Raw genomic sequence first — 13,144 nt, 5'->3', positions numbered from 1 at the left:
GCTCAGCCCATTCCGTGTTCTGCCTTGATCATATCGGCGGCCTTCTCACCAATCATGATCGCTGCGGCGTTTGTGTTTGAAGAAATCACCGTCGGCATGATCGAGTTGTCGACGATCCGAAGGCCGTCAATTCCGTTGAACCGGAGTGACGTATCCACGACGGCCGCATCATCGGAACCCATACGGCAGGTGCCGACACAATGGTGCGACGTCTTGGAGTGCTGGCAAATGAAGTCGAAATAGTCTTCGTCGGTCTTCACATCCGGCCCCGGCAAACGCTCCGCCAGAATGTATTTGGATAGCGCTGGCTGTGCCGAGATTTCCTGCGTCAGTTTCAGACCGCGGATAGACATCTCCCGATCCCGTGGATCCTGAAGATAGTTCGGGTCGATCAAGGGCGCTTTCGCCGGATCTGCACTCTGCAGACGAACCGTCCCGCGCGAGCGAGGGCGCAGATAGCACGAGTTGAGCGTGATGCCACCTTGAGGCATCGCTGCGACACCGTGCTCGATACCCGTGCCCAGCCCGAGGTGGAACTGAATGTCGGGCGAGCGGGCCTCGGGATCAGCGTACCAGAAGCCGCCGGTTTCAAAGAGCGAGGAGGCAACCGGCCCCTTGCGGCCAAAGATGTACTGCAGGCCCGCGATCGCCGCCCAATGCGGCTTCGCGTAGCGATCATAGCTGTAGGGTCCGGACAGTTCGCTGATGCAATACAGGTCCAGGTGATCCTGGAGGTTTTCTCCAACTTGTGGCTGGTCGAATGCGGGCTGAATGCCCAGTGCCTGCAGATGGTCGGCGGGCCCGATGCCGGACAACTGCAAGAGGCGCGGCGACCCGATCGCGCCCGAGGCAAGCAGAACCTCTGAACCTGCGGAGAGCCGGGTACCGTCCATCAGCTCAACGCCAGTAGCACGTCCGTTCTCGACGATCAGACGGCGGACCTGCGCACCCAACCTGACCGTGAGGTTCTTGCGGTGCCGATTGGGGGTCACATACGCCATGGAGGCTGACGAACGGCGGACATTGCGCTGCGTCAGCTGGTAATAGCAGACGCCGTCCTGCTTTTCGCCGTTGATATCCATGTTTCGCGGAATACCCAACGCGGCCGCTGCCTCAAAATAGGCTTCGCAAACCGGCAAGGGCGCGCGTGGCTCACTCACGCCAAGAGGTCCTCCCTTGCCGTGGAAGCGGTTCTCGTAGGTCTCGTTGTCTTCCGCCTTCTTGAAGTAGGGCAGAACGTCCTCATACCCCCAGCCATCGCAGCCCATCTGCCGCCAGTCGTCATAGTCCTGCGCATTGCCGCGCGTGTAGATCTGCGCATTGATGGCCGATCCGCCGCCGATGACCTTGGCCTGCGTGTATCGGAAGACTTTGTTTTGCATGTGTTTCTGTGGAACCGTGTCCCAGCCCCACGAACCGATGCCCTTCGTCATCTTCGCGAAGCCGGCCGGCAGATGATAAAACGGATGCCGATCGCTGCCGCCAGCTTCCAGCAAAAGGACTTGTGCCGACGGGTCCTCCGACAACCGACCAGCAAGGACCGAGCCGGCAGAACCGCCGCCGATGATGATGAAATCGTAACCTCTGGACATTTCGTTGCCCTCCTCAAATCGGCCGACCTTGTCGCAAGGTGCGGTCTAAGCAGCCTTCGCGTTTCGTTCGATATGCTCCGCGGCCCGGATCGACAGGGCCGCGATGGTCAATGCGGGGTTCACCGCGGCCGAAGTCGGCAGGACCGACGCATCGGTGATGTAAAGGTTCGAATGGTCGTGGCTGCGGCAATTGGCATCCACAACGCTGGAGGCCCCGTCGCACCCCATGCGCGCCGTGCCGCACTGGTGCGAGGGGGTGCGGCGATCAAACGGGCGGGACAGAACTATCGGGTAGCCGGCCTTGCGCAGCACGCTCTTGAGCCGAGAGACCAGTGCCAAGTGGGCATCCCAGTTGGATCGTCTCCAATCCAGTCTGATCCGCCCGTGCTCCAGGGTGACGCGGCTTTCCGGGTTCGGCAGATCTTCGGACATCGCGTAGATGTCGAGCGAGTGGCGCGCGACCCAGTTTGCGATGGATCGCGGCAAGGGCGAAGACGCCTGAAGGATCGCGCCGGAAATCTTGCCAAGCATCTGCGCGTTGCCCAAGGGTTCACCGTTCGGCCCGCCCGTCAGGTAGAAGTCATTCAGCGCCAGCGTCTTTTGATAGACCGAGTCATTGCGTCGAAACGGGTGCAGCGCCAGGATCGCCGAGCAATTGTGGTTCATGAAGTTGCGGCCGACCTGGTCTGAGCGATTGGCAAGCCCATTGGGGTTGGCTTCGTTTGCCGAGGCCAGCAGCAGCGCCGCAGTTTGCACGGCACCCGCCGCCAGAACCACGATCGGAGCCGACAAGGTCTCTCCGGAGGTCAGTTCAACCCCGGCGATGCGGTTGCCCTCCCCCGAGATCAGGCGGCGAACGCGGGCCTGCGTCCGCAAGGTTACGTTGGCATGCTGCAACGCAGCCTTCAGGCCTGCGGTCTCCGCGTCCAGCTTGCCGCCATTGGTGTCGGGGAATGCATCCCATGGCGTTCTTGCGCGCGAAAGCCATTGCTCAAGATCCACGCCAAGCGGGAGTCGACTCGGGTGCAACCCGAGAGCGGTCAGCCGCGCACGCAGATCCGCTATCGCGGGCTCATCCTGAACCGGCCCGAACGGATAGGGAGACGAATGGGGCGGCTCTGTCGGGTCATCCCCAAGATTTCCGCGGACAGAGTACAAGTGCTCGGCACGGCAATAGAAAGGCTCAAGATCGTCATAGGAAATCGGCCATCCGGGCGTTGTGCCCCCCATATGCTTGCGCGGAGAAAAGTCTTCGCGCCGATAGCGGATGAGAACCGCGCCGTAGAACTTCGAGTTTCCACCGACATAGTAGTAGTTGCCCGGGTTGAATGGCCGCCCCTCGCCGTCCAGCCACTCTTCGTCGGGCCGGTAATGGCCGTCGACAAAGATTGATCTGTCATCGCGGTCATGCGCGGAGGGGCGCAGATAGTCCCCGCGCTCAAGGATCAGGACGCGCCGCCCCGATCCGGCAAGAGACGCCGCCATGGTGGCGCCCCCCATTCCGGACCCGACGATGATTACGTCCGCGCCATTCATGGCTTGATGCGTTCTTCGGTCTTGGGATCGAAGGCGACGGCCTTGTCCATGTTGATCGCGAAATCGAACTCTTGCCCGGCGCCGACATTCGCATCGGCGCGCATGCGCGCGACAATGTCGATGCCGCCAAGCTCCATGGTGACGAACGTATCTGCGCCCGCCGGCTCCGTAACGCCGATCCGGTTGCGAAACGGCACGATATTGTTGGAGTTCCGATCCGCTCCGTCCGGGTCGGTGATCGACTCGGGGCGTATGCCGAGCAGGATTTCCTTGCCAGACCAGTCAGACATATTGGCCTGACTGAACTTCAGGAGTTTCTCCACACCGCCCGCATCCTTGATCTGGGCATAGGGCACCCCCTCATGCATGACGACTTTTGCCGGCAGCACGTTCATTGCAGGGCTGCCCATGAATGTCGCCACATAGACATTGGCCGGGGTGTCGTAGATTTCTTTCGGCGTGCCCAACTGCTGCACATAGCCCTGATACATGACCGCAATCCGGGTGGAGAGCGTCATCGCCTCGATCTGGTCATGCGTCACATAAACGATCGTCGTCTTTAGCTTCTCGTGCAGCTTCTTGATCTCTGTCCGCATATCGACGCGCAGTTTGGCATCAAGGTTGGACAAGGGTTCATCGAACAGGAAGACGTCCGGATCACGGACGAGGGCGCGGCCCATGGCGACGCGCTGCCGCTGTCCGCCGGACAATTGCCCCGGCTTCCTGTCCAGCAAGTTCTCGATCTGCAAGAGCTTTGCGACATCTTTCAGGGCCCGGTCGCGCTCCGCTTTCGGGGTGCCATGCATTTCGAGCCCGAATGTCATGTTCTGCCCGACGGTCATGTTCGGGTAAAGCGCGTAGCTTTGGAACACCATGGCAATGTTGCGCTTTGAGGGATGCACACCATTGACCACCCGGCCCTTGATCGAAATGTCGCCCGAGGTAATGCTTTCCAATCCCGCGATCATGTTGAGCAGGGTGGACTTTCCGCAACCCGACGGCCCGACCAGCACGAGGAACTCGCCCTCCTGTACTTCGATGTCCACGCGATGAAGAACCTCGACAGAACCATATGACTTGGTGACGTTCTGGATATCGAGAAATCCCATGGCTTTATCCTTTCACAGAGCCTGCCATCAGACCGCGCACGAAGTAGCGACCTGCGACGATATAGACGAGGAGGGTTGGCAGCGCGGCGAGGATCGCCCCTGCAAAGTGAACGTTGTATTCTTTGACGCCCGTCGAGGACTGGACGAGGTTGTTGAGCGCAACGGTCATCGGCTGTGTCTGCCCGCCAAACGATGCACCGAACAGGAAGTCGTTCCAGATATTGGTGAATTGCCAGATGACGCAGACCACGGTGATCGGGCCCGAAACCGGAAGCATGATCCGCCAGAAAATCCGGAAGAACCCCGCACCGTCAATCATGGCGGCCCGCACCAGTTCCGTCGGAAAGGCGGCGTAGTAATTGCGGTAGTAGAGCGTCGAGAAACCGATGCCGTAAACGACATGGACCAGGATCAGGCCGGGAATGGAGCCCGCCAGACCCAGTTTCCCGAGCACCGTGGCCATCGGGATCAGCACGATTTGAAACGGGATGAAGCACGAAAACAGCAGCAGACCGAAGATGATCTTGTCGCCGCGAAAGCTCCACTTTGTCAGCACGTAGCCGTTGAGTGCGCCAAGAACCGTCGAGATCGCGACCGATGGCACCACCATCAGGATCGAGTTGATGAAGTAGGGCTTCAACCCTGTCGGCTCCACGCCGATCTGCGCCGAAGACCATGCCTGCCTCCAGGGTTCGGCGGTCCATGTATCCGGAAGGGCCATCATGTTCCCGCCAGTGATCTCGGCCAGTGGCTTCAGCGAGTTGGCGATCATGACGAACAACGGCATCAGGTAGAAGAACATGAAGAGAAGCAGGATACCGTAGATGAAGGCGCGGGTGATCCCTCCGGTCCTGACGGCGGTATCTTGTTCAGCTACGGCCATCACTTCTTCTCCTTCAGCTCAGCGTAGAGATACGGGGTCATGATTGCGGCAATGGTCATCAGCATGATCACGGCCGAAGCGGCGCCAATTCCCATCGAGTTGCGCGTAAACGTGTAGGAATACATGAAAGTCGCCGGCAGCTCTGTCGCGCGCCCCGGTCCGCCTCCGGTGAGCGCGATGATCAGGTCATAGGACTTCACCGCAAGGTGGGCGAGAATGACGAAGGCCGAGAGAAAGGCCGGACGGAGCAGAGGGATGACGATCCGGCGATAGAGGCTCCAGTTCGAAGCGCCATCGATCTGGGCCGCTTTGAGGATCTCGTTGTCAATGCCGCGCAAGCCCGCAAGGAACATCGCCATGACAAAGCCGGACGTCTGCCAGACCGCGGCGATAACGACGGTGTAGATCGCCATGTCCCGGTCCTTGATCCAGTTGAACTCGAAGCTCGCCCAACCCCAAAGGTGCATCGTGTTCTCGATTCCGATGCCGGGATCCATGATCCACTTCCACGCCGTGCCGGTCACGATAAAGCTCAGCGCCATCGGATAGAGGTAGATTGGACGAAGTATGCCTTCGCCGCGGATCTTCTGATCAAGCAAGATCGCAAGCGTCAGGCCGATGGCCGTGCAAATGCCGATGTAGAGCGAAGAGAAGATGAGAAGGTTGACGACCGCTGTCCACCAGGCAGACAGGTTCCACAGTTTTGCGTAGTTCTCAAAGCCGACCAGGTCGTAGCTGGGCAGCATCTTGGAGTCGGAAACGCTGAGATAAATCGTAAGGGCAATGAAACCATAGACAAAGACCAACATCGCGGCCAGCGAGGGCGACAGGACCAGCTTTGGAATCCATTCTTGCAGGCGAGTGCGAAAATCCGCCTCCGGGGCACGTTGCGCCATGGTTCCTCCTACGCCGCGAGGTTGCGGCCATCTTGATTGCTATCTCGCGGCAATGGCCCGAACACTCACTGAACCATTCCGATGATCGCGAAGGCGGCGGGTGGCCGCCTTCGCAGGCAACTCATATTACTGAGCGGCTTCGACCGCGTTCACCAGTTCTTTGGTGGCGGTCGCGGCGTCGTACTCGCCGTTGAAATGGGCGGTCACGACGTCATAGATCGCATTCTTGACCGCTGCGCGATTGGCATGGCCATGGGCGATGGAGCCAACCAGCGTCCCATTTGCCGAAGCTTCCGCAAGCTCCACCATGCCTTGCTTTCCACAGGCGTCAAACGCGTCGTTCGGGACATCGGTGCGCGCGGGAACCGAGCCTTTGACCACGTTGAACGCCGACTGGAAGCCCGGCGACATGATCGCGCGCGCCATCTCGGCTTGCGCGGCCTGCGCGGCGGTATCGGTCTGCGCAAACATGGCGAACTGGTCGGAGTTGAAGCTCACATCGCCCTGGGTGCCCGGAAGACGGAAGCACAGGAAATCGGTGCCGGGCACCTTGCCTGCGTTCAGGAATTCACCCTTCGCCCAATCGCCCATGATCTGGAAAGCGGCATCGCCATTGATGACCATCGCCGATGCCAGGTTCCAGTCGCGGCCAGAGAAGTTGTCGTCCGCAAAGCTGCGGAGGGTCGCCATCCGGTTGAAGGCTTCGACCGTCTGCTCGGAACCCAGCGCTTCCGAGTCAAGTTCGATGAAAGCCTTCTTGTAGAAGTCCACGCCACCGACCGACAGAACGATGCCATCGAACATCGTTGCATCCTGCCAGGCCTGCCCGCCATGAGCCAATGCGATGCGGCCGCTGTCTTTGACCGCCTGCATCGCCGCGACGAATTCCTCCCAGGTTGCCGGCTGCGCGATGCCGAGCTCATCAAGGACGGCCTTGTTCGCCCAGACCCAGTTCGTCGAGTGGACATTGACGGGGGCTGCGACCCAATGGCCGTCGTATTTCGAGAACGCCTGAAGAGCGGCCGGGACAACGGCATCCCAGCCTTCTTCAGCGGCAACCGCGTCGAGGTTGGCAAGCTTGCCTTCTTCAGCCCAGTCCTGAATGTCGTAGCCCAGCATCTGAACTGCCGTCGGCGCGTCACCAGAGGTCACACGTGCGCGCAGCGTCGTCATGGCCGATTCACCGCCCCCACCGGCGACTGGCATGTCGATCCAACCGATACCATCGGCAGCGAGACCGTCTTTCAGCACGTTGAGAGCCGAGGCTTCGCCGCCGGACGTCCACCAGTGCAGCACTTCGACGTCCTCGGCATGTGCCATGCCGGTCGTCGCCATGAGAGTCATGACAAGAGCTGTCTTCGTTCCAAAATAACCACGCATTGATGTCTCCTCCTGATGTCGCGTTGGTTTCTTCGGCATCCCGGTTCGCGGGCTTATGCCGTTCTCACCCAAGGTGCCCGCTTGCGGCCAATGCGCATCACGAGGGACTTCACCTCAAGGAATTCCTCAAAACCGTATTTACCGATCTCGCGGCCCTGACCGGATTGCTTCATTCCGCCGAATGTCAGCTCGGGGAACCCATCCATCCAGGTATTGGTCCAGACCGTCCCTGCCTGGACGCGCCGGCAGAACTCGAGACAGGTATGGATATTCTCGCTCCAGACCCCTGCCGAGAGGCCGTAGGTCGAGTCGTTTGCCAGCGCGATCGCCTCGTCGAGGGTCTTGAACGTCAAGACGGTCAGAACCGGCCCGAAAACCTCTTCGCGCACAATCGCCATATCGGGCGTTACGCCTCGCACGACCGTGGGTTCGTAGAACTGCGTGCCAAGCCCGGGGACCGACATGATATGCCCGCCAAGACAAACCTCGGCTCCTGCCGCGACGGCCTGGCGCACGTATCCATCAATCTTGGCCTGGTGATCCGTGGTCACGATCGCGCCCACCTGCGTGTCGGAGTTCATCGGGTTGCCAAAAACAACCTTGCGCGACAGCGCGACGACGCGCGCCACGAAGGCATCTGCCACATCCTCATGCACGATCACGCGGCTGGACGAGTTGCAGCATTGGCCAACGTTGAAATAGATCCCGAAAGTGACCGCATCCGCCGCCTGCTCAAGGTCCGCATCGGGGAAGATCACCTGTGGGTTCTTGCCGCCCAGTTCCAGAGCGACCTTCTTCAGGGTTTCGCCCGCGGACTTCGTGATCAGCTTGCCGACGGCGGTCGAGCCCGTGAACGTGACCATATCCACATCCTCATGCGTGGTCATCAAACTCCCGACGGGATTGCCATAGCCCAGAACAATGTTGCAGACGCCCGCGGGCAGACCGGCTTCTTGCAGGAACTCTCCCAGCATCGCTGTTGTCGAGGGCGTGACTTCGGAGGGCTTCACCACGCAGGTACACCCGGCAGCAAGAGCGAACGGAAGCTTCTGACTGAGGATCCAGAACGGGAAGTTCCAGGGCGTGATGATCGAGACAACGCCGATCGGCTCTTTCAACACGACGCCCATCATGTCATCGCCAAGGGCATTGTGGCTGTCACCATGCACCGTCCGCGCGAGCGAAGCCGCATATCGCCAAAGATCCGCCGCGCCGCCGCACTCGCCCCTTGCCTGGCTGATGGGTTTACCGCTTTCAAGGGTCTCGATCACCGCGAGGCGTTCGACATTTGCCTCGATCAGGTCAGCGATCCTGTTCAGAATGGCTGCGCGATCCTTGGCGGGCAGGCGGCTCCAGCGACCGTCGTCAAACGCGGCGCGCGCAGAGCGGATCGCCGCTTCCGTTTCGACATTCGACCCCAGCGCGGCCTGACTCACGACCACACCATGCGAAGGTGAAACCCGGTCCGATTTTTGCCCATCCGCGCTCTGCGCGAATTCTCCGTCGATAAAATGCCGCGCCTGATAGGGCGCGTCGGGCATGTCGACGGTTTGTTCCGAGAGGATGTTTAGGTCGGACATGAGTTATCTTCCTGAGAAATCTGGCTTACGTTTTTCGCGAAAGGCGGTGACGCCCTCTTCGCGATCCGAGGTTGCCGCCATCGCGGCGCTGCCGAGTGCTTCGACCATCGCGCCCCGATCCTCGCCTTGAGCGGCGTGGATCATGGACTTGGAGATCTCGACCGCACGCGGCGACAAGGTGATCGCGCGTTCGAGCAAGGCATCGGCGGCGGCTCGGGGATCATCGTCCACCGATGCAACAAATCCGCAGCACAATGCACGATCCGCTTTGATCCGGTTTCCGAACAGAGCCATTTCCTTGACCATCGGTTCGGGCAGGAGACGCATCAGGCGTTGCGTGCCCGACCAGCCCGGAACGATACCGACACCTGCCTCGGGCAAAGCCAAGGTTGCCTTGGGCGCCATGACGCGAATGTCGCAAGCCGCTGCGAGTTCAAGACCGCCGCCAAAGGCATGCCCGTTAAGCACCGCGATAGTCGGTTTGGACAGGCGGGCCAGTCGATCAAATATCCGATGGCCGTCGCGCACCCAGTGGCGCGCAAACGCGGCAGGGGACAGATCCCCCCAAGCATTGATATCGGCCCCCGTGCAGAACACTTTCTCACCCTCGGCGGTGACAAGCACCGCCAAGATGGATGCGTCCCGCTCGATTGCTTCGAGATGTTGTGCAAGTTGCACCAGCATCTCGACCGTGAAAGCATTCATCTTGGCGGGGTTATCAAGCCGCAACTCGGCCACTTTGCCGTGGCGGTGAAAATGGACCGCGCTCACTTGCCCCACCCCATCGGCCCGTCTGCCAGCAGCGAGATCGGCAGCGTGATCGCATCCGGAGCGATTGAGACGCGGCCCCCCGAAGCTTGCACGATATCGCGCTCAGGATCGATGCCGGGCATGATCTCGGTTGCTACGAGGCCCGTTTCGGCGAGGCGCATGACACATCTCTCCGTGACATAGAGAACCTCTTGCCCCAGCTCGCGGGCGCGTTGTCCGGAAAAGGTGACGTGCTCGACTGCTTCGACCATCTTGGCAAACTTGCCCGGAGCTTCAACCTTGATCCCCTCGGAGGTCAGTTCGATCCGGGCACCCGCCTCGAACCAGCCCGAAAAGACGATCTTCTTTGCGCCCGAGGTGATGTCGACAAAGCCGCCGCATCCCGCCGTGAGGTAGGGCTTCTTCCCGAGCTTGGAAACGTTCACGTTGCCCTCGACATCCACTTCGAGGAAGGACAGGAACGACACGTCAAAACCGCCGCCCTGGAAGTAGATGAACTGCTGCGGCGAGGGCACGAAGGCGTCAGCGTTCGATGAGCAACCGAATGCGAAACCCGTCAACGGAATACCCCCGACCGCGCCCTGTTCGACCGCCCAGGTAACCGCTTCCGGATGGCCTTCCTCAAGCAAGATGCGCGGCACCATTGCGCTGATACCGAAACCCAGGTTGGCGGTCATTCCGGGGCGAAGCTCCATCGCCGCGCGGCGCGCGATGATCTTTTCGACGCCCCGCTCCGCCAGTGAAAAGCTGTCCCATGGCCGCATGATCTGGCCGGAGATTGCTGGATCGTAAGGAGTTTCGCATGTCTGTTTCTGGTCCGGATCGATCACGACCAGATCGACAAGGTGACCGGGAACGCGCACGTCATGGGGCCGCAAGGAACCGCGCTTGGTCACGCGGCTGACCTGAGCGATCACGAGGCCGCCATGGTTCCGGACACAGATCGCCTGCTCAAGACCGCCAAGATAGGCCCCTTCGTGCTCATAGGTGAGATTGCCGTGTTCGTCCGCCGTGGTCGCGCGCAGGATCGCGACATCGGGCACGATATTGGGGAAATGCAGCCATGTGTCGCCGTCGAACTCAACGCGTCTCACGATCGGAGCGGCTGCACCCATGTCATTCATCGCGCAGCCCTCGCGGATCGGGTCCACGAAAGTGTTAATACCTACTTTGGTGAGCACGCCGGGACGATTTGCCGCCGTTTCTCGCGCCATGTCAAAGAGGATACCCGAGGGGACGTTATAGGCGGCGACCCGGTTTTCGACGATCATCTTCCAGATCTCCGGCATCGGTTTGGACGACGGGCCAGATGGGTACGACCCGCCGAGGATCCGGCACAACAAGCCATCCTTGGCGATATGGTCGACACCTTTGACGCCATACATATCACCCGCGGCGATAGGATGAATCGAGGTCAGCTCCCGCGGATGGCCTTCGGCATCGAAGCGCGCGCCAATTGCTTTGAGGACTAGGTCGGGGCAACCCAGCGCTGACGAGGAAGACACCGTCACCACGGCCCCATCGGCAATGCGAGCGGCCGCTTGCGCCGCGCTGACGATCTTGCTCATTCGATCTCTCCATAATTGATTGTTTGGCGCGCGCCTGTCCGGGCGGCGTCATGCACCGCACGGGCGACCATCAGCGATTTCGCCCCGTCTGTTCCGGTCGCGGCGGGTGACGCGCGGCGGGCAACTGCGCTTTGAAAATCCTCAATGACGGACCCGTAAATCTCGGCCGCATCGAACGAGATCTCGCCCCGACCCTGTTTGGACACCAACTCGATCCGTCCGAGCGGTTCCTGAGCCATCACCCCGCGCGCAAAGACCGACGCTTGGGTGCCGTGAACTTCGATGCCCGACTCGGTGAACGGATGGGTGAAGCTTTCATGGCTGAAGACCATGGCGCCGGATGGCATCGTCCAAACCGACATGGCGGAGTCTTCGACTCCCGCTCCCATGCCGGATGTCGCCGTTTCCGCAATCACAGATGCCGGGTCTTCCCGGAGAAGGAAGCGCACGGTATCCGCGTTATGAACGGTGAGATCCATGATAACGCCGCCGCCGGCCGAGGGATTATCCAGACGCCAGCCACGAAGATGCTCCGGAAGATGGACGGCGTGAAACAGCCGAAGCGACAACACCCTTCCGAGCGCACCAGATGTGATAAGCGCCCGAATGGCCTTGTGACTGCCCGCACTGCGCAGGTGATGGTTCACGGCCAAGGTGACGCCAGCGCTGCGTGCCGCAGAAACCATCTCGGCTGCCTCGGCGGCGTCCATTGCGAGGGGTTTCTCGCAAAGAACGTGCTTGCCTGCCCCAATCGCGGCCATCGCCAGCGGGTAATGCTTTTCATTCGTGGTCGAGATGTAGACCGCCTGCACGGCTTGATCCTCGAGCGCCTCTTCAACGGAGGTCGACCAGAGCTCAATCCGGTGCGCCTGCGCGAAGGCCCTGGCGCGTTCGGCCTTGCCGCTCACGACCCAGCGCACGGCGCCATCTGTTTGGGCACGTATTGCTGAGACCATGTATTGGCCAGCAATCGTGCTGGCGCCGAGCAATGCCCACTTCACGTTCTGCCCTCCATTGGAACGTTCCATTCGTATAGTGGAACGTTCCAAGCGCTGTCAATAGCGCAACTACAGGGAAGGGCGAATGAGAGACGACTGACTTCCAGCCAGTGGAGGATTGACGGAACTTTCGTAAAGGTTCAGGCCCCTTGAGATCCTGCTCTCCGATCGCCGCAATCAGAGTGCGGGTCGGAGGTTCTTCACGCGGTGAAGGTGATCCGAAGGCGCGCAGGCTGCGTTCTCGCCATCTTGCCAGCGTGGCTATCGAGCCAACTCACCTTCTTCGCAAACCTGCTCGGGACCGCTGACTTTATTGCCGTGGAAGATCTGTCCACCCAGGTGGCTCTCGAACATGAGGTACGCATTGGAACGGGCGGGCGAGCGCAAGAAATACGCCTGTAGTTTATTCAGGTCCGTTATGGTGCCTTCGCCACCAGTGTAGAAAAGGCGGTCTACCTACCGCAAAAGGCACCTCATTGTGCGCCAAACGCAGCGAGATCTCCTCGCTTTCGGCGTTCTGAACTGCAAGCTGCAATGCGCGGGCCACCTGCCGCAGCTACCGATCCGATCCCGGCTCGTAATTTGACGGGATCCGGGCCTGCATATCGCCCCAGACCCCATCGCCGTCCGCATCGACACTGTTGAGCGTGTCACGGGTCACGTTGATTGCTACGCGCAGGGGGCGCGGATCTCACATGAATGGTTCCCTGCGGAAACCGCGCGGGTGTGCCCTCAGGCGGCGCAACGGTAATCTTGCTGTGACCCCCGACATTCATCCAGCTGACGCCGGAGTCCGCGGTTGAGTTTGGCGCTGTTGCGCCGCGGGAGCAA

10 protein-coding genes are annotated in these 13,144 nt (G+C 60.6%); all 10 read right to left on the bottom strand.

Annotated features, from left to right (window positions below):
* Positions 1-2: 2 nt before the first annotated feature.
* Positions 3-1,592: a GMC family oxidoreductase gene (locus tag KTQ37_RS14095; protein WP_218631161.1), complete on the bottom strand. Its 1,590-nt coding sequence runs from the start codon at positions 1,590-1,592 to the stop codon at positions 3-5.
* A gap of 45 nt (positions 1,593-1,637) precedes the next feature.
* Entirely contained in the window at positions 1,638-3,128 is a 1,491-nt protein-coding gene (locus tag KTQ37_RS14090) for a GMC oxidoreductase (RefSeq protein ID WP_218631160.1), read from the bottom strand.
* Positions 3,125-4,237: an ABC transporter ATP-binding protein gene (locus tag KTQ37_RS14085; protein WP_218631159.1), complete on the bottom strand. Its 1,113-nt coding sequence runs from the start codon at positions 4,235-4,237 to the stop codon at positions 3,125-3,127. The genes KTQ37_RS14090 and KTQ37_RS14085 overlap by 4 nt, the downstream gene beginning before the upstream one ends.
* A 4-nt stretch (positions 4,238-4,241) precedes the next feature.
* Complete coding sequence (locus KTQ37_RS14080; protein ID WP_218631158.1) at positions 4,242-5,120, bottom strand: carbohydrate ABC transporter permease; 879 nt, start codon at positions 5,118-5,120, stop codon at positions 4,242-4,244.
* Complete coding sequence (locus KTQ37_RS14075) at positions 5,120-6,016, bottom strand: carbohydrate ABC transporter permease (protein WP_218631157.1); 897 nt, start codon at positions 6,014-6,016, stop codon at positions 5,120-5,122. The genes KTQ37_RS14080 and KTQ37_RS14075 overlap by 1 nt, the downstream gene beginning before the upstream one ends.
* Before the next feature lie 126 nt (positions 6,017-6,142).
* Positions 6,143-7,360, bottom strand: coding sequence for an ABC transporter substrate-binding protein (locus KTQ37_RS14070; protein ID WP_236021233.1), 1,218 nt, complete (start codon positions 7,358-7,360; stop codon positions 6,143-6,145).
* 89 nt (positions 7,361-7,449) lie between these two features.
* A complete protein-coding gene (locus KTQ37_RS14065) occupies positions 7,450-8,976 on the bottom strand; it encodes an aldehyde dehydrogenase family protein (protein ID WP_218631156.1) in 1,527 nt (508 codons plus the stop codon).
* A 3-nt stretch (positions 8,977-8,979) separates the two neighbouring features.
* The gene (locus tag KTQ37_RS14060; RefSeq protein WP_328799738.1) at positions 8,980-9,714 is read right to left on the bottom strand and encodes an enoyl-CoA hydratase/isomerase family protein; all 735 of its coding nucleotides are present in this window, start codon (positions 9,712-9,714) and stop codon (positions 8,980-8,982) included.
* A gap of 29 nt (positions 9,715-9,743) precedes the next feature.
* On the bottom strand, positions 9,744-11,315 hold the full coding sequence (locus KTQ37_RS14055; RefSeq protein ID WP_218631154.1) for an acyl CoA:acetate/3-ketoacid CoA transferase: 1,572 nt from the start codon (positions 11,313-11,315) through the stop codon (positions 9,744-9,746).
* Complete coding sequence (locus KTQ37_RS14050) at positions 11,312-12,343, bottom strand: Gfo/Idh/MocA family protein (protein WP_236021232.1); 1,032 nt, start codon at positions 12,341-12,343, stop codon at positions 11,312-11,314. Before KTQ37_RS14050 ends, KTQ37_RS14055 begins: the two co-directional genes overlap by 4 nt.
* Between the last annotated feature and the right edge of the window lie 801 nt (positions 12,344-13,144).

This window comes from Sedimentimonas flavescens (assembly GCF_019264375.1).
Taxonomy (GTDB): Bacteria; Pseudomonadota; Alphaproteobacteria; order Rhodobacterales; family Rhodobacteraceae; genus Rhodobacter; species Rhodobacter flavescens.
The sequence above is the reverse complement of the archived record's forward strand: the minus strand, read 5'-3'. Positions and strand labels throughout refer to the sequence as shown.

Excerpts from the sequence above, each read along its gene's own strand:
- KTQ37_RS14095 (WP_218631161.1), bottom strand. The coding sequence starts at position 1,592 with ATGTCCAGAGGTTACGATTTCATCATCATCGGCGGCGGTTCTGCCGGC.
- KTQ37_RS14090 (WP_218631160.1), bottom strand. The coding sequence starts at position 3,128 with ATGAATGGCGCGGACGTAATCATCGTCGGGTCCGGAATGGGGGGCGCC.
- KTQ37_RS14085 (WP_218631159.1), bottom strand. The coding sequence starts at position 4,237 with ATGGGATTTCTCGATATCCAGAACGTCACCAAGTCATATGGTTCTGTC.
- KTQ37_RS14080 (WP_218631158.1), bottom strand. The coding sequence starts at position 5,120 with ATGGCCGTAGCTGAACAAGATACCGCCGTCAGGACCGGAGGGATCACC.
- KTQ37_RS14075 (WP_218631157.1), bottom strand. The coding sequence starts at position 6,016 with ATGGCGCAACGTGCCCCGGAGGCGGATTTTCGCACTCGCCTGCAAGAA.
- KTQ37_RS14070 (WP_236021233.1), bottom strand. The coding sequence starts at position 7,360 with ATGACTCTCATGGCGACGACCGGCATGGCACATGCCGAGGACGTCGAA.
- KTQ37_RS14065 (WP_218631156.1), bottom strand. The coding sequence starts at position 8,976 with ATGTCCGACCTAAACATCCTCTCGGAACAAACCGTCGACATGCCCGAC.
- KTQ37_RS14055 (WP_218631154.1), bottom strand. The coding sequence starts at position 11,315 with ATGAGCAAGATCGTCAGCGCGGCGCAAGCGGCCGCTCGCATTGCCGAT.
- KTQ37_RS14050 (WP_236021232.1), bottom strand. The coding sequence starts at position 12,343 with ATGGAACGTTCCAATGGAGGGCAGAACGTGAAGTGGGCATTGCTCGGC.